15 protein-coding genes and 3 tRNA genes are annotated in these 19,132 nt (G+C 38.0%); 6 read left to right on the top strand and 12 right to left on the bottom strand.

The window, feature by feature from the left end; all coding sequences use genetic code 11:
- Positions 1-4: 4 nt before the first annotated feature.
- From rmf to rlmKL, 5 genes are all read right to left on the bottom strand, one after another.
- Positions 5-178 (bottom strand): ribosome modulation factor, encoded by a 174-nt coding sequence (rmf, locus tag ACZ1GV_RS06535; RefSeq protein WP_210559432.1) that lies wholly within the window; start codon positions 176-178, stop codon positions 5-7.
- A 186-nt stretch (positions 179-364) separates the two neighbouring features.
- Positions 365-2,059, bottom strand: a complete 1,695-nt coding sequence (locus ACZ1GV_RS06540; RefSeq protein ID WP_472675874.1) for a DUF3466 family protein — start codon at positions 2,057-2,059, stop codon at positions 365-367.
- 21 nt (positions 2,060-2,080) lie between these two features.
- Positions 2,081-3,991: an ATP-binding cassette ATPase Uup gene (gene uup, locus ACZ1GV_RS06545; protein ID WP_472675769.1), complete on the bottom strand. Its 1,911-nt coding sequence runs from the start codon at positions 3,989-3,991 to the stop codon at positions 2,081-2,083.
- On the bottom strand, positions 3,978-4,217 hold the full coding sequence (locus ACZ1GV_RS06550; protein ID WP_472675770.1) for a glutaredoxin family protein: 240 nt from the start codon (positions 4,215-4,217) through the stop codon (positions 3,978-3,980). The genes uup and ACZ1GV_RS06550 overlap by 14 nt, the downstream gene beginning before the upstream one ends.
- Positions 4,210-6,339: a bifunctional 23S rRNA (guanine(2069)-N(7))-methyltransferase RlmK/23S rRNA (guanine(2445)-N(2))-methyltransferase RlmL gene (rlmKL, locus tag ACZ1GV_RS06555; protein WP_472675771.1), complete on the bottom strand. Its 2,130-nt coding sequence runs from the start codon at positions 6,337-6,339 to the stop codon at positions 4,210-4,212. Before rlmKL ends, ACZ1GV_RS06550 begins: the two co-directional genes overlap by 8 nt.
- A 190-nt stretch (positions 6,340-6,529) precedes the next feature.
- Between rlmKL and ACZ1GV_RS06560 the strand changes: the two genes are divergently transcribed.
- The 3 genes from ACZ1GV_RS06560 to ACZ1GV_RS06570 all read left to right on the top strand — a co-directional run bounded on the left by ACZ1GV_RS06560 (position 6,530) and on the right by ACZ1GV_RS06570 (position 6,884).
- Positions 6,530-6,606: transfer RNA gene (locus tag ACZ1GV_RS06560), tRNA-Met, on the top strand.
- Between the two features lie 62 nt (positions 6,607-6,668).
- Positions 6,669-6,745 (top strand) — tRNA-Met (locus ACZ1GV_RS06565).
- 62 nt (positions 6,746-6,807) lie between these two features.
- Positions 6,808-6,884: transfer RNA gene (locus ACZ1GV_RS06570), tRNA-Met, on the top strand.
- Positions 6,885-6,920: 36 nt separating this feature from the next.
- Here ACZ1GV_RS06570 and ACZ1GV_RS06575 read toward each other — a convergent pair.
- Together ACZ1GV_RS06575 and ACZ1GV_RS06580 are read right to left on the bottom strand one after the other, a co-directional pair.
- A complete protein-coding gene (locus ACZ1GV_RS06575; protein ID WP_472675772.1) occupies positions 6,921-7,247 on the bottom strand; it encodes an Hpt domain-containing protein in 327 nt (108 codons plus the stop codon).
- A 6-nt stretch (positions 7,248-7,253) separates the two neighbouring features.
- Entirely contained in the window at positions 7,254-8,207 is a 954-nt protein-coding gene (locus ACZ1GV_RS06580; protein WP_472675773.1) for a response regulator, read from the bottom strand.
- A 144-nt stretch (positions 8,208-8,351) separates the two neighbouring features.
- Here ACZ1GV_RS06580 and ACZ1GV_RS06585 point away from each other — a divergent pair, with 144 nt between their 5' ends.
- Positions 8,352-11,069: a PAS domain-containing protein gene (locus tag ACZ1GV_RS06585; RefSeq protein ID WP_472675774.1), complete on the top strand. Its 2,718-nt coding sequence runs from the start codon at positions 8,352-8,354 to the stop codon at positions 11,067-11,069.
- A gap of 130 nt (positions 11,070-11,199) precedes the next feature.
- Positions 11,200-13,569: a carbohydrate binding family 9 domain-containing protein gene (locus ACZ1GV_RS06590; protein ID WP_472675775.1), complete on the top strand. Its 2,370-nt coding sequence runs from the start codon at positions 11,200-11,202 to the stop codon at positions 13,567-13,569.
- A 77-nt stretch (positions 13,570-13,646) separates the two neighbouring features.
- Here ACZ1GV_RS06590 and ACZ1GV_RS06595 read toward each other — a convergent pair whose 3' ends face one another.
- The 3 genes from ACZ1GV_RS06595 to ACZ1GV_RS06605 all read right to left on the bottom strand — a co-directional run bounded on the left by ACZ1GV_RS06595 (position 13,647) and on the right by ACZ1GV_RS06605 (position 15,770).
- Positions 13,647-14,228 (bottom strand): glutathione S-transferase family protein, encoded by a 582-nt coding sequence (locus ACZ1GV_RS06595; protein ID WP_472675776.1) that lies wholly within the window; start codon positions 14,226-14,228, stop codon positions 13,647-13,649.
- Positions 14,225-14,911 (bottom strand): methyltransferase domain-containing protein, encoded by a 687-nt coding sequence (locus ACZ1GV_RS06600; RefSeq protein ID WP_472675777.1) that lies wholly within the window; start codon positions 14,909-14,911, stop codon positions 14,225-14,227. Before ACZ1GV_RS06600 ends, ACZ1GV_RS06595 begins: the two co-directional genes overlap by 4 nt.
- Positions 14,912-15,008: 97 nt before the next feature.
- Complete coding sequence (locus tag ACZ1GV_RS06605) at positions 15,009-15,770, bottom strand: Nif3-like dinuclear metal center hexameric protein (protein ID WP_472675778.1); 762 nt, start codon at positions 15,768-15,770, stop codon at positions 15,009-15,011.
- A gap of 186 nt (positions 15,771-15,956) precedes the next feature.
- Here ACZ1GV_RS06605 and ACZ1GV_RS06610 point away from each other — a divergent pair, with 186 nt between their 5' ends.
- A complete protein-coding gene (locus ACZ1GV_RS06610; RefSeq protein ID WP_472675779.1) occupies positions 15,957-16,334 on the top strand; it encodes a hypothetical protein in 378 nt (125 codons plus the stop codon).
- Positions 16,335-16,404: 70 nt separating this feature from the next.
- Here the strand turns inward: ACZ1GV_RS06610 and ACZ1GV_RS06615 are convergent, their stop codons facing one another.
- Positions 16,405-16,716: an integration host factor subunit alpha gene (locus ACZ1GV_RS06615; protein ID WP_210559419.1), complete on the bottom strand. Its 312-nt coding sequence runs from the start codon at positions 16,714-16,716 to the stop codon at positions 16,405-16,407.
- 4 nt (positions 16,717-16,720) lie between these two features.
- Positions 16,721-19,132 carry a phenylalanine--tRNA ligase subunit beta gene (pheT, locus tag ACZ1GV_RS06620; protein WP_472675781.1) on the bottom strand — a complete coding sequence of 804 codons (2,412 nt, stop codon included), beginning with the start codon at positions 19,130-19,132 and terminating at the stop codon, positions 16,721-16,723.

Raw genomic sequence — 19,132 nt, forward strand, 5'->3', positions numbered from 1 at the left:
TTAACTATTTAAACAAACCATAGTTTTTGTCACCTATGGCTTCTCGATACCCTCCAAGCCACTGCGATTTAGAATCCTGAGATTGATATGGACAAGCTTCTTTAGACCGTCCAGTAATACCTGCTTTATAACCTTGCGAATGAGCTCTATCTAAGCGATCACGTTTTTGTCTTTTCATAGGCATAACCTCTATATTTTGTTTATTGTTATACGAGCACTGATTTGAATAAATACCTTTTTCTCGTCAGTGCCTATGTATATGAATAGTAAATTACAGAATTATGATCAACTGTTTATTTGCAATAAATTCGTCACAATTAAAAAAGCCCATGATATACATGGGCTTAATACATAGATTAAAGAGTTATAAAAATCGGCGTCTAATAACTACAAATACACCTAAAAGTGAAATTAACCAAATGCTATTAGCAAAACCTTTTCGCTCATAAGGTGCCGATACGTCTTCTGCACATACATCAACTGAGCCACCATCGATAGGCTCTAATAAAACAGCAACTGGGACTTCTACGGTTACGACGGCACCTGAGTCATCTTTAACGACCTCGCCTAACGCATCTCTTTGTTCCACTGTCTTTAGAGCTGTTGCTACAATTTCATTATTGTTATTTATGTCACGAGCTTCAATTATCTCATAAGTTGAGCTGCACTCAGTTAAATCGTTAATATCATTAAACTCTTTACTAATAGCATTGTAGATAAACGCATGTTTACGACGTTGATTTGCTGTTGTAACCTCGTATTCGCCTTCACCTACAACGATTCCATTATTGTTAATGGAATTACCAATTGCTTGGCTACCTTTATAAAACACGACTGGAAACTCCAGAGTATCCGAGTTTAAGTCATAAACAAAAAATGTGTCGTTAAATTGGCCGTCAAAAAACTTTTGAACCTTACCTACAACTAAGTTTTGATTGTTGATATCAACAGCATAACCAGCATCATAGCCATCACTTTCTGATAAAATATGCTTAGTTTCGCCATTAGCAAATACTAAAGGATACTTTGCTACAGCGGTCGCACTTGAAGAGTTGAAAAGTGGTGCATCACCATAACCTACGGCGATCCCAGCATCATTCACTGCCGCTGCATATGCCGTATAATTGCCAGTTTGCACCTCTGTCGGTTCAAAGGCTAAATCATATGTTGTTGTTTCTATAACCGAATTATTGGAATCAAGTTTCCAAACTACAGGACGCAATTTAAATACATTACCCTGGACGGTATAACTCCACTGACATATTTCTAGAGGTAAATTGGAGTCTTCACAGCCCGTTTCTATTTGCGTGGTAAAAGTATCTGTCACACCAATAGATTGAATACCTGATACATATCCTGTTTCTGAGATATCAAATGCGCTTGAAGCGCCACCATATGTCGTGTTTGTTGGCTCGATTGTAGAGACCTCTCCATTGGCCAGTAATACTGCTCTTTTGCCATATTCTCTAGAAAAGAGAATCGTTGGAGTAAACTCTCCTTCTGTTGTTTCTATATCAACTGTTGAATAAACATATGGCGCTGATACAGTACCAACGGCTACACCCGAATTGTTAATATTAGATAACTGCTCAGTATTACTTTTTGTATAAGTGCCAAGGCGTTCATCTATTTGATCAACTAAATTAAGCACGCCATTATCATAATTATTTCCAAAGTAGCTTGTTTTTATATCACCCACTTTTTGAAAGGCCGAATTATAGGCATAGATTGTTGAAGCAGGAGACGTTCGGGCTAACTCTGACTTTAAGCATGCTGCCGAAGAAGCATCTAACGCTTCGGCATCTAATTCTTCTTGGGACACACCACAATTTGCTCTCAAAGTGGAGTGTATTGATGACGACAAAACATCAAAGTAAAACGGAAAATTTACACTGTCCCTTGAAATACTTAATACATCACCTACATCGTTATTAGCGATACCAAAACTCTGCCTGTAATCTGGAGCAACTGATAATTCTACAACTTTATATTTAGCTGCATGAGATGCAGTACTTATAAGTAACGTTGCGACTGCAATCGCAGTTTTAGAAAATTTCACCTTGTTCAAAATAAATACTACCTATTGATTTTGTTGTTGTTCTTCTAGCTCTTCCCATCGTGCGAAGGCAATTTCCATCTTCGACTCTAATTCAGCTAATTGGTTCAATGCTTTTTGTGTTTGATCACTACTACTCTTAAAAAAGTCAGGCGAATTTACTATTAGTTGCGCCTCTTCTATCTCTTTCTCTAGAGATTCCAATAACTTTGGTAACGATTCTAACTCGCGAGCCTCTTTATATGAAAGTTTTTTCTTGTTCGAAGCTTTTACTGACTTGCTTACTATACTTGGTTGAGATTTTTTTTCAGCATCGGAATTTTTAGTTTTGTCATTTGATTCAATCCGCCCAAGGTAATCTCGATAATCTGCGTAGCCACCCACAACCTTATTGATATAACCATTTCCCTCAAATGCCCAAATAGTGGTCGCTGTATTATCAATAAACTCCCTATCATGACTCACCAATAAAACAGTACCTTGATAGTTTGCGACCAGCTCTTCTAATAATTCCAGTGTTTCCACGTCTAAGTCATTTGTTGGTTCATCAAGGATAAGAACATTTGATGGTTTAACAAAAAGCTTGGCTAATAATAATCGGTTTTTTTCGCCGCCTGATAACGCTTTTACCGGTGTTCGTGAACGAGCTGGTGGGAATAAGAAGTCTTGTAAATAACCAAGCACATGACGCGATGAACCGTTAAAGTCAATTTCTTGCTTACCGTCAGCTACGTTGTCTTGAACTGTTTTTTCCATATCAAGCGCTAAACGGTGTTGATCAAAGTAGGCAACATTTAAGTTTTCGCCAATATGTATAATTCCTTGTTCTGGCGCTATGTCTCCTAACAAAAGCTTGATTAAAGTAGATTTACCAACTCCGTTAGGACCAACTAACGCTACACGGTCTCCTCGCATTACTAAACAAGAGAAGTCATTAATTAATGTTTTGCCCGGAATAGAGTAACTGATGTCTTTCGCTTCAAATACTTTTTTAGCGCTCTTTTCACCTTGTTGTATCGACATATTTGCAGTTGTTGGGGCTTCGATACGCCCTTTTCTTTGCACCCTCAAATCTTTAAGTGCTCGTACTCGGCCTTCATTTCTAGTTCTACGTGCTTTTATACCTTGGCGAATCCAAACTTCTTCTTGGGCAAGTTTTTTGTCAAACAAAGCATTTTGCTGCTCTTCAACTTCCAATAATCGTTGCTTTTCTTCCAAATAATAATCGTATGTTCCGACGATGCTAGTCGCATTACCTCGGTCTAAGTCAATGATCCTAGTGGCCATAGCTCGTATAAATGCCCTGTCATGAGAAATAAATACGATTGCCCCTTTAAATTCCTTTAGAAAGCTTTCCAACCAAGCAATGGCATCTATGTCCAAATGGTTTGTAGGCTCATCTAAAAGTAAAATATTTGGTTGCTTAACTAACGCTCTAGCAAGTGCCAGTTTTCGTAACCAGCCACCTGACAATTTATTAATATCTTGTTCTGGTGACAAACCTAACGTCGTTAAAGTTTGAGATATCCTTAGGTCTAACGTCCAACCTTCGTGCAAATCAATTTCTTGTTGAATTTTTTCCATTCTCGACATTAATGATTCATCTTCCGCAACTTTCATTGCGACATCATTAAACTCATTCATCAAGTCTTTAACGTGTTGTAACCCTGCACTAACAAATTCTAAAACTGTACCGTGTTGGCCTCTTGGCGGATCCTGCTCTAGTCTAGCTACCGTTGCATCATTAACAAATTGAATCCGTCCATCGTCTAGCGATTGATCACCACTGATAACTTTTAGTAATGACGACTTACCTGCACCATTGCGACCGACGATACAAACACGTTCACCTGCATTAATTTGAAAATCGACATGATTTAATATCGGATGACTACCAAAAGCTAATTGGGCGTTACTCAGTCTAACTAATTCCATAATACTCTTTATATTGGGTTATCTGTGATGCATCAAACGGCCAGAACAAAGCTTGTTCTGCTCCTTGAGCAATTAAAACGGGAATCTTATCACCATACTGTGCGACTAGTTGGTCATCGTCTATTATATCCACTAGTTCAAATTCTATATGACGATCATTTAATATATGTGCGGCGGTATCACATAAATGGCAACCCGCCGTTGATAAAAGATATAAACTAGCCATTATCTTTAAGTGTTAACTTCCAGCAGTGATGTATGTTCTGGTTTCGCTTAAAATCTTCTGGCAAGGTTTTCTCTTTGATGTCCTGTATATCAAAACCTAGTGCCTCAATAGCTTCTTGTTCCAATTTAAACTTTCTTAAATTGTTTGAGAATAATACTGCGCCACCAGGTGTCAATCGTTCTTTTACTAGCTCTAAAATCTCAACGTGATCACGCTGCACATCCCAAGTTCGATCCATTTTTTTTGAATTTGAAAAGGAAGGAGGATCAAGGAACACAAGATCAAATTTATCTCGCGATTTTGCTAACCAATCTAGGCAGTCCGCTCTATGAAAATAGTGGCCTTTTTCAGAGATTTTGTTTAACGCAAAATTATCCTTTGCCCAATCTAAATATGTATTGGACATGTCAACACTAGTAACTCGTTTAGCTCCGTTAAGTGCAGCATGCACAGATACGCTGCCTGTATAACAGAACAAATTCAACACACTTTTGCCACTACACCAGCTTGCAAACTCTTGACGAGTAGAGCGATGATCAAGAAACAGGCCCGTATCTAAGTAGTCGTGAATATTGACATAAAATTGAGCATTAAACTCATTTACTGCGAAGCGATGAAACTTACTATCTTCTTTTTCATACTGCTTTTTACCTTTTTGTGCTTTTCGCACTTTAATGGAAAAGTTTTCAGCATTTAAGTCGAACTTCTGTTGAAGGATACTCAATATATCGAGTAAACGAATTTCCGCTACGCTTTCTTTAACGGTTTTAGGTGCCTGATACTCATACACTACTACTCGACCGTCATAGTAATCAACGGCGACGTTATATTCAGGAATGTCAGCATCGTAGACTCTGTAACTAGTGATGCCCTCTTTATTCGCCCACTTTTTAAGTCTTTTTAAGTTTTTGTCTACGCGTTTTGAGAACGCTTGGCCATCTTTTGACAAGTAATACTCGCCGCTTAATGCACTTTCTGACAGCTCACATTGTTGCGGCGTTAACTCATAGTTTGCGAGTACAGTTTCAATTTGACCATTTTTTAATTTAAATTCTCGGCTTTTTTGCAGTCGCAGTAATTTAAGAAGTAATGTCTGTCCTGTTAATAGTGAAACATGCCAATTTTCGTAATTCTTTTTGAGGTTAAGACCCAAACGCTTAAATAACGATAACAACTCTATTGCATCGCCAATCCGTTCGCCATAAGGGGGATTCGATACAACCCAGCCTGGTTTGATCTTTTTACTTACTGTTGCATTCGCTGCATCTTGCTGATTTATGCTTATAACTTCTTCTAAGCCAGCTTGTTGTATATTTGATTCAGCTTTACCAATTACATAGTTTGATATTTCGAAGCCGATAAATTGAGTCGATGCAGATACCTCTGCATCAATCGCTTCTTGGCGTATCGCATTATATTTAGTTACAGAGAATTCAGGGTGTTTTACAAATGGGAACGTTCGCTTGTTTAAGCCTGGCGCTCTTTTGATGTGCATCATAGCGGCTTCAATTAACAGCGTTGCAGACCCAGCAAAAAGGTCAACAAACGGACTATTCTGATCCCATCCACTTCGTTTTATGATTGCTGCAGCGAGATGCTCTTTTAACGGTGCGGCGCCTTGTTCAACTCGATAACCGCGCTGGTGTAATGAAGAACCAGAAAAATCGACAAACACATTACAACGTCCCTTAAATAATCGAGCGTGTATTTTAAGATCCGGATCAGACTTATCCACGTCAGGGCGTTTGCCTGTTTCTTCTCTAATATTATCGACAATTGCGTCTTTAACGATTAACGCACCAAATTGGCTATTTCTTATACTTTTATCGGTTCCAACGAACTCCACTGAGAAACTGTTCGTTTTTATAAAGTAAGGGTGCCAATCAAAGCCAATAACACCGTCATATATTTTTTCTTTGGTGTTGCCACTGATATCGATAACGTGTTTCATTACACGTGTCGCTAATCGTGACCAAAAACAGATTTTAATTGCTGTTTCAAAAGTGGCGGAAAACTGAACAGACTGAAGTCTTGGGCTCACATCAGTGGCACCTAACTCTATTAATTCGTCGGCTAAAAGCGGTTCTATTCCCGCAGATGTTAAGGCTATAAAATTTGGCATAATCACTAAACTTAGAAAATTTGCAGACATTATAGCAAATTTATTCAAAAGACCTATTTATTACAGTTTTTTTAATTCAGGTATTGCAATTAAATTTTAAGTCGTTAGTATACGCACCTCGCTGAAGCACAGGGTGCAGATGCAACGTCTTGGTAAACGAAAGACGCTAAATAAAACGTTAGTCTACTGGCGCGGGATGGAGCAGCCTGGTAGCTCGTCGGGCTCATAACCCGAAGGTCGTCGGTTCAAATCCGGCTCCCGCAACCAATTTAGTTTGGAAGCCATTCGTCCTGAACAGACGAATTTAATATAAACGTTCAGTCTACTGGCGCGGGATGGAGCAGCCTGGTAGCTCGTCGGGCTCATAACCCGAAGGTCGTCGGTTCAAATCCGGCTCCCGCAACCAATTTAGTTTGGAAGCCATTCGTCCTGAACAGACGAATTTAATATAAACGTTCAGTCTACTGACGCGGGATGGAGCAGTCTGGTAGCTCGTCGGGCTCATAACCCGAAGGTCGTCGGTTCAAATCCGGCTCCCGCAACCATTAATTTTTTAATGGTCATAAGTATTATAAAATCTTTTAATACTTCAAACTCGCAACGTATGTCTCTATTTCTATCTTAACTTCAGGCCAATGTGCCAAAATATGCTCTTTCTTTACTTTTCCATTCCCTTCGGACTTTTCAAACTCTTCGCATATTGTCGCCATAAAACGAGCACCTACCATTTTAGACATGGTTTTGACGCTATGTGCATGTCTAACAGAGGTTTCTGTATCTGCAGATCTAAGCTCATTAATATAAACCTGAGCTTCACTGCAGTAGGACTCAAGTGCATCGATTAGCATAACTTCAGGTAAGCCTTCAAAGTTCATTATTAAGTCGTCAACACAAAATGTTTTTTTCATAGACGGTTACTTCTTTTTTTGGATAATTGGTTTAGTTAATATACCCATCCATGCGGTCCTCAAACTCTTACTAAAAAATGTCTTATTTTCCGGTGATATCCTTGGCGTGGAATACTTTTGGAAAGGCAGTTCTTCTATCAATTTTATTCTTTCCGCAAATGACTTCCATATCGGCAGTTTTGGATTGGCTGCTTTTATCGGCCTAATTGCAAAGTTCAAGTCGTCCATACACATTGATATTTTTTGTATATCTTCTTTTGCGGTCGGATAAACATCTTTTTCTGTTCTATAAAAATGAAAATGGTTAAGCTGAAAACAAAGATCTTTTAGGCGCCTGTCAATCTGATGAAAACCCGTAGTGGCATCGCTTGGCCATTTGATAAATTGATTTACGCTATCTTCCTTTGTTGTTTCCGCTCTAACGCGTTTTGCTGCAATGTTTTCTTGAGTTGCATTCACAACTGAAGTCGATGGCTTATTCACTTTAGGTGGTGCGTCAGCGAGGAGTTTTTTATCTATTTCACAATAGTACTCTGGCGCATTAATTTTCTTTTGCGAATTTAAGTGATTCTCAACTCTTTTTCTTAATTCGATAGCAATTATTGGTTTAGCAACGATGTCACTTACCTGAAAAAGCAAACACTCTTTTACAGCTTGTTTATATGTATTTCCAGAAAAAATCAGAATAGGAATATCATGCTCTCCTTTACACTCCCCTTTTCTAATTTTTTTCACTATGTCTAAACCAGAACCATCAGGAAGATTTAAGTCTATTATGGCAAGGTCAATGGCATAGCGTTGTAATATCGTATCAGCGGTGGTTACACGAGAAGCGGTGTGGCATTCAACATTAGGAATCACTCTTAGAGTTTCATTTAAAAATTGGCACATTAAATTAACGTCATCAACTAACAATATATGTTTAGTTTTACTGTGACTCTTGACCTTATCTACCACCATGTTGGACGGCGCTCCTTTGTTATAACGATAATTTTACTAAGTTTTAATTGCTCATTACGCTATTTATAGTCCATAAAATAAATAATTACCTATACTGACTGTAGAAGTTTCCTATTTATAAATAGCATTTGAACTAGAGAATTAATGTCAATATCAACTTTTATTAATAATTCGATTCCATTTGTGGCTGGTTTTTCCTTTGCCCTACTTCTTTTTTATATCCGAAAAATAAGAATGGCTAAAGATTCTGCGTTAAGTAATAGCAATACTTTTTCTGACGAAGCGTTAGTAAAAATAGATAGTACTAAAGCGACTTGTGAGGTTAATAAACACGCTCAGCAATATTTAGGTGTGACCAACCACATATCTGTTGATGAGTTTGTTTCTTTATTCAAAAAGGAGTATTCGGAAGATCTATACACTTTTTTGAATATTCATAACTCAAATATCGAGCAAAAAGAGAATGTTGATAATAAAAACAAAACGATGATGCTAGTTTTGAATAACATAGCTTCTAAACACACTTTGTTATACTTCAAAGGCTCAGTTAACGACTCATGTTACTTCTCAATCCTACCGACTAATTTTACCAATCAAAGCATGGCGACAAGTCATAAACACAATTCCAAGTTTTTGATGTTAGCCAACTCACTGCCTACTTATTTAGTTATTATCGATAGCAATGGACAGGTTCAATTCACCAATTCAAGTTTCAACAATTTTATTGGTAGTCGTTTAGAGCGTTTCAAACATAATTGGTTAGAGTTCGTAATAAAGGAAGAGCGAAGTTACATTGCAAAACAATGGCAAAGTGCCCTAACGACAAAGCAACCTAAAGTACTAAATTACAGATACATAGATGAAAGCGGCATTACGCAACACATTGAAACTCATTTAAATCCTATTAAAGATGAACAGTCGGGTGAATTGGTTTGGTATGCCTCATCAATAAACAACTCAAAAATGGTATCGCTTAAGGATGAAATAGAACAACTTGCGGCCAAGCGCGAAGGTATCTTACAAAATATGGAAGATGGTTTTATCAGTGTTACCAGGGAGCTAATAATCGATTATGTTAATTTTAGAGCTGAGATCATGTTTCAGCTTCCACAACAGCCCGTAGGTGTTGCACTTGAAAAAGCATCTTCACTATTTACCAATAAAGAAGTTACGGGCTACATAAACAAAACCTTGGATTTAATGCAAAGTTCAAGTTTTGAGTTTTCTTATAAACACTCTGAGTACTATATTCGCATCTATCCAACGGCGACTGGTTTAAGTTTTTATATTCAGGATATTACCGCTGAAAAAGCATCTCGTAATGAACTTAAGTTATTAAGAACAGCGATAGATAAAGCTAATGATGTGGTATTAATTACGACGTCGGAATTAGCCTCGCCGGGCCCTACCGTAGTATACGCAAATGAGGCGTTTGAGCGAGTTACTGGGTATAAACGCTCTGAGATAATCGGTAACAACCCTCGAATTTTACAAGGTGAAAAGACTGAAAGACTGCACCTAGACGAATTGAAAAACGCGCTGAGCAAATCAGAACCTATTCGAGTGCTTCTAACTAACTACACAAAGAACGGCCAAGAATATTTTAATGAAGTTGATATATCTCCTATCATTAACAAAAAAGGTGAAACTACCCATTTTGTTGCGATAGAACGTGATATTAGTAAACAGAAGCAACAAGAAGACCTAGCGTTTCGAGCACATAAAATGGACTCAATCGGCTTAGTCACTGGCGGTGTTGCTCATGACTTTAATAATTTACTAACTATCATACTTGGGAACTGTGAAATCTTATCGCAACAACTTAGTAATGCCGAAAACAAAGCTCATCATGAACACTTACAAGCGATTACTGACGCAACTAATCAAGGTGTGTCTCTTACTAGAAGCTTACTTGCGTTTTCTAAACGGCAACCGTTTAATAAAAACATAGTTGAGTTAGACAATGTTCTTAAGTCAGTCATCCCTTTGATAAAGACAGCTTTAGGTGCGCAGTTTGAATTTGAGCTAAATGACCACTGTCTTAGTCGAAAATTAGCCGGTGATCTCGCGCAGCTCGAGAGCATGTTTCTTAACATGGCGATTAATGCTAGAGATGCCATGAGTGGTAGTGGTAACTTTACAATCAATATAGAAGACAGGTCTGTGTTGGAAAATGATCGCCTAAGCCAGTTCCTCGAACAAGGAGACTATGTACTTATTCAGTTTAGTGATACTGGTTCAGGCATACCAACAGAGGTTATTGATAAAATTTTTGATCCGTTTTTTAGTACCAAGGCTTTGACTAAGGGCACGGGTTTAGGTTTAAGTATGATTTATACCTATGTTGACCAATGTGGTGGTCATATCTTTGTCGACTCAAAATTAGGTGAAGGTACTACTTTTAATGTCTATCTTCCTTCAGGTTCAACAGCTACTCAAGTAACAGATAAAACAAAAGTTGCCGTTAATCAAAAAGACGTTACAACAAATTATGCAGGAAAAACTGTACTAATAACCGAAGACACTCTTATGGTAGCAAAAGTAGCTACCTATATTTTTAATGAGCTTGGGTTTACCGTATTACTTGCCAATGATGGAGTGGAAGCGCTCGAAATTTATGAGAAAAACCCAGAAATAAGTCTGTTGTTCACCGATATTATTCTACCTAATGGTGTTGATGGAAAGGAATTAGCCTCCAAAATTAGAAGTAAAGCTCCCACAATGCCTGTAATTTATACCTCAGGTTTTACTGACGGAAAACTATCAAGAGAAGATTACCTCCAATTTAATACTCAGTTTTTACAGAAGCCCTATACCAAAAACGACTTATTATTAACCATTAACAATATTTCCTTTGATTGAGCTATTTATCCGAGCACAATCGTAACTCATCGCAATTTACGATTTTCATTTGGTAATTCAGTTAGAATTATTTGCTATATGCTATAAGGCTCTTGCCCTTAAATAACGAATATAATAAATAGAGGCAATAATGAACAAAGGATTTACCCAAAGGTTAGCTGTATTCCTTTTATGTGCACCTTCCGTAGTACTTGCTAATGCGTCAAAAAATATCGCTACGCCGCATATTAACGACGTCTACACACCGACAGAGATACCGCGCATAACATCGAAAATTGTAGTTGACGGTAAAATTGACGAGTCATCTTGGGGTAAAGCAAGAAGATTTTTGGTCAACAACGTTACCTTTCCCCATGAAAACGTTCTGGCGCCAGTGCAAACAGAAGCTTTTATGATGGAAGATGGCGACACTCTTTATGTCGCGTTTAAAGCATATGATCCAGAGCCGACTAAAATACGGGCATTTTTGAGGGACAGAGATAAAAACTGGAACGATGACTTAGTTGGTTTAAAAATTGACAGTTTCAACGATGACACTTTAGCCTATCAATTCTTTATTAATCCATTGGGGACACAGACTGACTCAATCGAAAATGCCCTCACGGGCAGAGAAAGTTCAGCCTGGAATGGAATCTGGGATTCTGCTGGTCAAATTACAGATTTTGGTTATACCGTAGAAATTGCCATACCTTTGCGCATTTTAAACTTTAACGACAGGTTAGACATTCAACAATGGGGTTATGAGTTGGTACGCTTTTATCCAAGGGATGAACGCTTACGAATATCTAACGCAAAAATGGATCAAGGCAACGAGTGTTGGGTGTGCCAAATGCCTACCATCGAGGGTTTTAAAGGTGCGAAACAAGGTAAAAATTTAACTCTTGTACCGACACTTGTTAGTGGCACAACAGAAACTCGTGACATTAGTACTAATGGTAATACAGTGGTTCTTGGTGAATGGGAAAGTGAGTCAAATACCGATGTTGGTTTAGATTTGAAATGGGGTATTACACCGGATGTAACTTTAAATGCTACTTTAAATCCCGACTTTTCTCAGGTTGAAGCTGATTCAGGTCAATTGAATGTTAACAATACTTTTGCTCTATTTACTCCAGAACGCCGCTCTTTCTTTTTAGCGAATGAAGACTACTTTAGTACGCCTATTAACCTCGTATATACACGAAATATTCAAGACCCAGATTACGGCGGTAAAATTACAGGTAAGGTAGATGACCACTCATTTGGGGCCTTTGTTGCTGATGATAAAACAGCTCTATTTCTGTTACCTGGAAACCTAGGTTCAAATGTTTTTGAGGTTGAAGAAAAAACGACAAACGGAGCATTTCGTTACAACTATACCGTTAACGATGATTTGAATGTCGGTGCAACGACAACACTAAGAAAAAATGATTCGTATCACAATTACCTAACTAGCGTTGATACGCGCTATCAGCCAAATCAAAACAATCGACTAAATGTACAATTATTATCCTCTGATACATATCTCAGTCAAAACTATGTCGACGAAATTAAAAATTCTGGCGATTATAGTTCAGAGCAGTCTTTAAGAGCTGAACAAATTAATGGTAGCGATATTGCTTATAGAGTTCACTATAATCACATGAACCGTGATTGGTTTTTTAATGCGACTCATATGAATATTGGCGAAAACTTTCGAGCGGACCTTGCATTTTTTAATAATACTGATCACCAAAAGACTGTACTAGGCGGCGGTAGAATATGGCGTGGTAACGATGATAACTGGTGGACTCGCATGCAATTAGCTGGCGACGTCGACTGGACTTACAACCAAAATGGCGAAAAGATTGAACAAGAAGCTGAGCTGTATTTAAACGTCAACGGTCCTAAACAGTCTTTTTTCCGTCATGGTTTTTCGACAAGAACTAAGGTTGGTAACAGAATTGATGAGTCTTCTCTTCAAATTGAAGGCAACACAGAAGAGTTTGATGAATATGAGTTTACTTCATGGCTAGAGTTTAAACCTAACTCACATATATGGGTCGGCAACTTTTTTAAGCTTGGCAAAGGCATTGATTATAGCAACTCTAGACTGAGCGATGTGATGGTATGGGAGCCAAAAGTTACTTGGCATCTAAATAAACACATGGAGACACGTTTGGCCTTTACATTCTCTAATATGCACTACAATAGCAAAGAAATTTACACAGCTAATCTTATAGACTTCAGGCTGAGCTACCAATTTTCAATCCGCAGCTTTTTGCGATTATCGATTGTCGGTTATGATATTAATCGTCAGCTAGAAAACTATGACCCTTTGGTTCAAGAAGAACTTAGGGATGATTTCAACTCTCAGTTTAAGAGTGTATCAACACAATTACTTTTTTCTTATAAAGTAAACCCACAAACACTCTTCTTTGTTGGCTATTCTGATGGTGGTTATCAAGACGACGACTTAACTCGTTTAACTAAAGACACACGCAGTGTGTTCTTAAAAATGAGTTATGCGTGGATGATGTAAGTTACGTTTAACGATCATATCCCGCTCTACTTTATATCTCTAAATTGTGACTTAAAGTAGCTCGGGGTTATGTTTTCTTATTCGCTAGGTGCCGTTTCACTAACCCCAACGTGATGTTGATTTTCTTCGACAAACGTCAATATCGATTCGTGACTAGAAAAGTCAAAAAGATTACGAAACCCTGCCCATTCAATTAAAACGAGTAAGCTAATTGTAATGTAGTTCCAGTCTTGCAATTTTCCGTCTCTAATCTTTTTATTAAAATAGTGGAAGGTAGAGGCACACCGTTCGCGTTGGATATTAAAATAAAGTTTATCATCACTAGTATCAACGCCTGACCGTGTCAGTATCATCATATTCACCAGTGAGTCATTACAACTATTAATTAACGCCAAATCATTTTTCTGAGACCAATCAAGTGCCGGAATATCTAAAAGTTCAGATATGTACTCGTAGGCTAAATTTGAATCTAACAAAATAGGAAGGTTTGGGTTCGAAACATCTTCGAACATCGGTATTTTTAATGTTGGATTAATTTCCTTTAGCGCTTCACGCGACTCACCAAATATATTTATCGCTTCAAATTCGTATTGAGTTTGTGCTAATAAAATCCTTAGGCGTCGGACGTATGGAGAAGTAATTGAACCATATAGTTTCATAGATTTACCTTATAATCCTTATTTTCTAAAATTAGGTGCATATATCTACCAATGTCTGTGTACGGCGGTTGGCGACTATACGTTAGTTCCATTTCAATAATATTTGCTGTATCGCTCTGCCATTTTTCCAAATCTCTAATATAGTCATGAAAAACGCGAACACCAGACTTTATTGTAATGCACAAGCCCTCCTCTTCAATCCAATTTAAAACTTGGTCTGGATGTAAGGATGACTGAGGGTTAAGTTTCACGACCTTCTTAGCCTTCATACCCGCTTTAATATAATCAAAGTTAGCATAGATTAAATTGCTGAGCGTTTGGCCTACATGGTTGTAAAACATAAAGGAGATGGCACCGCTTTTTGTGCACATATCTTTTAGCACTGAAAACGCACTACGTGGGTCACTTAACCACTCAAAAACAGCGTGACAAAGCACTAGGTCAAAATGGCCATTTAGCTGTTCTCGTAAGTTTTTTAAATCAAGCTCATAAAACTCAATATTAGTCAGTTGTTTATCTTTTGCGGCTAACCTTCCAACATTAAGCATTTCCGTTGATATATCAGTAACCGTTACCTCATGGCCAAGCTCTGCCAGTTGCAACGCAATTTGACCTTGTCCGCCACCAACATCTAAGATTTTTAATGGACCTTTTAAATCTAAATACTCTTTCAGATCACGCATAAGGACAGCTTCACGCACCAATCCTTTGCTCGTTCCATAAATGTTTTTTTTAAACGTTGTGTTTCTATTGTTAAAATTCTGATCTGAACTATTCATATTAGACCGGATTGTGGATATCTATAAATTGCACCTCTAGCGAAAACTTTTCACTTAAATACTCGCCAACATTAGCGACACCGTACCGTTCGGTAGCGTGATGACCCGCTGCAAAAAAGTCTATTCCCTGTTCTCTTGAGCTATGAATAGTTTGTTCAGAAGCTTCACCCGTTAAAAACGCATCAAACCCATGTTCAGCTGCAATGTCGATATAATTCTGGCCACCGCCCGTACACCACGCGATAGTTGATATATCTGTATTTCGTGCAGTATTCACAAGAGGTTCTCTAAGTAAGGACAACTTAATAAGTTTAGCAAACTTATCGGCGGCCATTGGATTAGCCAACTTACCTTGCATTAATATGCCGTTCGGTTTTACTCCGGCTACGGGGCTAATATCAATAATATCGAGCTTGTTCGCTAGTTGCGCGTTATTACCAAGTGTGGGATGAATATCTATCGGCAAATGATATGCTATCAAACTAATATCATGTTTAAGTAGCTTTGCGATTCGGTTTTTTTTCATTCCTTTTATTACTTGTGATTCGCCTTTCCAGAAGTAACCGTGGTGGACTAATATTGCGTCAGCCTTATGTTCTATAGCAGCATCTATTAACGCTTCCGAAGCCGTTACACCTGTAATTAATTTAGTTACTTGATCTCTACCCTCAACTTGTAGGCCATTCGGACAATAATCATTGATGTTTTTAACATCTAATAGTTCGTCTAAATGATTAATCAATTCAGAAAGTGTTACGGACATAAAATTATTCCTCTAAAACATGAAGTTATTATTCTACTAATATTTTTATAAAAAGCGCAGTAAAGGATAAATATAGTGGTATTTTTTATCTATAACCGGCTAATTTCGCTAGAAAGTTGAATTTTCAGTTGAAAGTTTGTATAAATAAAGCTCATCTTTTTTTTAAAAAATATTTAGGTAATTACAATGAGTAAACTAGACAAAGATCAAGTCTTGTCTGACTTCACTGCGGCTTATTTAGCAAAAAATGGAAAAGAGCCTTCAGTAGAAGCAAAAGGTGGTTGGTATAGCGTCGATGGTGGTAAAAACGTACGTTTAGCAGCTATCGAAGAGATGACAAAAGAGTTGTCTGGAACAGCGCCTGCGTCTAAAGAAGCTGCGCCAGCTAAAGAGAAGAAAACTACTGCTAAAAAAGCGGTTAAAGCTGACAAAAAAGCACCTGTAGTTAAATCTTCTGGCTATACAGTTGTTAAGAAAGGCGATGGTTATAACCCTGCTAATTTCTGGTTAGATTATTTATCGACTTTAGGCACTGACAGCCGCACTCCACAGGGTTTTTATTAATTTATATTCTTCAAAACCTATACAAACAAAAACCAGCTTATAGCTGGTTTTTTTATTTGTAATAATTTCACTACTTAGCTTGCTTAACTAGTTCGGCAGTGCCAACTTCAACTCTTGCTTTAAGCTTTTGCCCAGGCCTAAATGTTACAACTCTACGGGCGGAGATAGGAATATCTTCACCCGTTTTAGGATTTCTACCTGGTCTTGACTTTTTCTCGCGTAATTCGAAGTTTCCAAAGCCAGAAAGCTTTACTTGTTGGCCACTTTCTAGAGTTTCTCTAATTTTCTCAAAAAAATCTTCGACCAACCCTTTTGAGTCAGCCTTATTAAGACCAACTTTTTCAAACAAATGTTCTGCTATTTCTGCTTTGGTTAATGCCATAGTTCTATTGCCTTAGCGTCGCGTCAAATTTATCAGTTAACATATTCACTACTTGTTCAATTTTAGTACTAATATCCTGTTCTTCCAATGTTTTTTCAACATCTTGTAGTACTAACGAGATGGCTAAACTCTTATTACCATCTTCTATACCTTCTCCACGGTACACATCGAATAAGTTTAGGTCAACCAATTGATTTCCGCCAATATTTTTAATTTCTTTTAATATTTGATCGGCATTTATTGATTCTTTTACCACAACCGCAATATCTCTGCGATTCGATGGGTATTTAGAAACCGGCTTGGCTGACGGTAAATTTCTATTTTCGATCTCTGACAAGATTAGTTCAAAAACAAAAGTTTTACCGTTTAATCCAATAGTTTTTTCTGCTTGTGGATGAACTGCACCGACATATCCTATGATTTTACCGTTGCGAACTATCTGAGCTGACTGACCAGGATGTAAAGCCGCACTATTTCTATCATCTTTAGGCATAGGTATAAATTCTACACCTTGTAAATCTGCTGTTTTTGCCAGAAGCGCTTCAACGTCGCCTTTTATGTCGTAAAAGTCTACGGCTCTTGGGTTGCCGTCCCAGTATTCACTGTGTTGAGTACCTGTTATAACACCAGCCAACATAGCTTCTTGACGAATATTCATTTCTGCCGTGCTATCTGGTAAAAACCTTAAGCCTGTTTCAAATAAACGTACACGGCTTTGCTGACGTTTCTGATTATTTACGACTGCAGGTAGTAACCCAGCCCAAAGACTTAATCTCATAACAGACATATCTGCTGAGATTGGGTGCGGTAATACTAATCCATCGACACCAGGGTATAATGCGTTTTGTACTTTAGGATCAACAAAACTATAAGTAATAGCCTCTTGATAACCTAAATCTACTAAAGTCGAAGAAAAGGTAGTTTTGGAAACTAACCGTTCTGGATGGCTAGGCATTTTTAATGACGCTACTGGCGCAATATTTGGAATATTATTATATCCATATACTCTTGCCACTTCTTCAATCAAATCTTCTTCAATATTAATATCAAATCTAAAACTAGGTGAAATAGCTGACCAAGTCCCATTTTCAAAAGTAACATCTAAACCTAATCGGCTTAATATCGTAGTCACTTCATCATCACTGATAACATGACCTAACACCCTATCAAGTCGTTCACGACGTAAAGATACTACAGGCTCTTTAGGCAGCTCCTCATTGTTCACCGCTTCAACTATTGGGCCTGCTTGACCACCGGCAATTTCTAACAATAATTGCGTTGCTCTTTCCATTGCCGTGCGTTGAAGTTTAAAATCTACACCACGCTCATAGCGATGAGATGCATCAGTATGTAAACCATAACGACGTGCTGCACCTGCCATAGTAACCGGTGAAAAGAATGCGCTCTCTAAAAACACATCTTTAGTTTCTTTCGTTACCCCTGATTCTAAACCACCAAATACGCCAGCAATCGCTAACGGTTTATTATGATCAGCTATAACCAAAGTTTTATCGTCTAACTTAACTTCAGATTCATCTAGCAAAACAAGTGTTTCGTCTTTATTAGCTAAGCGTACTTTAATGCCACCTTCAATCTTTGATAAATCAAACGCATGCATTGGGTGACCAAGCTCTAACAACACAAAATTGGTAATATCAACAACAGGATCTATAGAACGAATACCACTTCGGCGAAGCTTTTCAGTCATCCACAGTGGCGTGGTTGCATTAACGTTAATGCCTTTTACTACACGACCTAAATAACGCGGGCAAGCGGTTGGCGCTTCTAGTTCAATTGATACTTTATCGTCGATTGCAATTGCTACGTCTTCAACGTTTAACGCTTTTACATCTTCGTTATTAAGTACACCAACTTCCCTAGCAACACCAAGTATGCCTAAGCAGTCGCTACGGTTCGGCGTTAAATCTATCTCAATGATTTGATCATTTAAGTCTAGGTAATCTCTTACGTCAGTACCTAAAGGAGCGTCTTGAGGTAACTCTAAAATACCATCCGAGTCGTCAGCCATGCCAAGTTCTGACCAAGAACACAACATACCAAATGACGGTTGTCCACGGAGCTTAGCTTTTTTAATTTTAAAATCGCCTGGTAAAACTGCGCCTACCATAGCAACAGCTACTTTTAAACCTAATCGACAGTTTTTTGCACCGCATACTATGTCGATTAACTCGCCATCTCCTGCCGGTCCAACATTTATTTTAGTAACTTGTAACTTGTCTGCCTCTGGATGTTTTCCACACTCAACAACCTCACCAACAACTACACCAGTAAAATCTGCTGCTGCCGGTTCTACGCCATCAACTTCCAAGCCAGCCATTGATAACTGTTCGCTTAAAGCATCCGTTGTAATTGCCGGATTCACCCATTCTCTTAACCACTTTTCACTAAATTTCAT

The sequence above is a fragment of the Psychrosphaera sp. HA2-10 genome (assembly GCF_055693745.1).

Excerpts from the sequence above, each read along its gene's own strand:
- rmf (WP_210559432.1), bottom strand. The coding sequence starts at position 178 with ATGAAAAGACAAAAACGTGATCGCTTAGATAGAGCTCATTCGCAAGGT.
- uup (WP_472675769.1), bottom strand. The coding sequence starts at position 3,991 with ATGGAATTAGTTAGACTGAGTAACGCCCAATTAGCTTTTGGTAGTCAT.
- ACZ1GV_RS06550 (WP_472675770.1), bottom strand. The coding sequence starts at position 4,217 with ATGGCTAGTTTATATCTTTTATCAACGGCGGGTTGCCATTTATGTGAT.
- rlmKL (WP_472675771.1), bottom strand. The coding sequence starts at position 6,339 with ATGCCAAATTTTATAGCCTTAACATCTGCGGGAATAGAACCGCTTTTA.
- ACZ1GV_RS06575 (WP_472675772.1), bottom strand. The coding sequence starts at position 7,247 with ATGAAAAAAACATTTTGTGTTGACGACTTAATAATGAACTTTGAAGGC.
- ACZ1GV_RS06580 (WP_472675773.1), bottom strand. The coding sequence starts at position 8,207 with ATGGTGGTAGATAAGGTCAAGAGTCACAGTAAAACTAAACATATATTG.
- ACZ1GV_RS06585 (WP_472675774.1), top strand. The coding sequence starts at position 8,352 with ATGTCAATATCAACTTTTATTAATAATTCGATTCCATTTGTGGCTGGT.
- ACZ1GV_RS06590 (WP_472675775.1), top strand. The coding sequence starts at position 11,200 with ATGAACAAAGGATTTACCCAAAGGTTAGCTGTATTCCTTTTATGTGCA.
- ACZ1GV_RS06595 (WP_472675776.1), bottom strand. The coding sequence starts at position 14,228 with ATGAAACTATATGGTTCAATTACTTCTCCATACGTCCGACGCCTAAGG.
- ACZ1GV_RS06600 (WP_472675777.1), bottom strand. The coding sequence starts at position 14,911 with ATGCGTGATCTGAAAGAGTATTTAGATTTAAAAGGTCCATTAAAAATC.
- ACZ1GV_RS06605 (WP_472675778.1), bottom strand. The coding sequence starts at position 15,770 with ATGTCCGTAACACTTTCTGAATTGATTAATCATTTAGACGAACTATTA.
- ACZ1GV_RS06610 (WP_472675779.1), top strand. The coding sequence starts at position 15,957 with ATGAGTAAACTAGACAAAGATCAAGTCTTGTCTGACTTCACTGCGGCT.
- ACZ1GV_RS06615 (WP_210559419.1), bottom strand. The coding sequence starts at position 16,716 with ATGGCATTAACCAAAGCAGAAATAGCAGAACATTTGTTTGAAAAAGTT.
- pheT (WP_472675781.1), bottom strand. The coding sequence starts at position 19,132 with ATGAAATTTAGTGAAAAGTGGTTAAGAGAATGGGTGAATCCGGCAATT.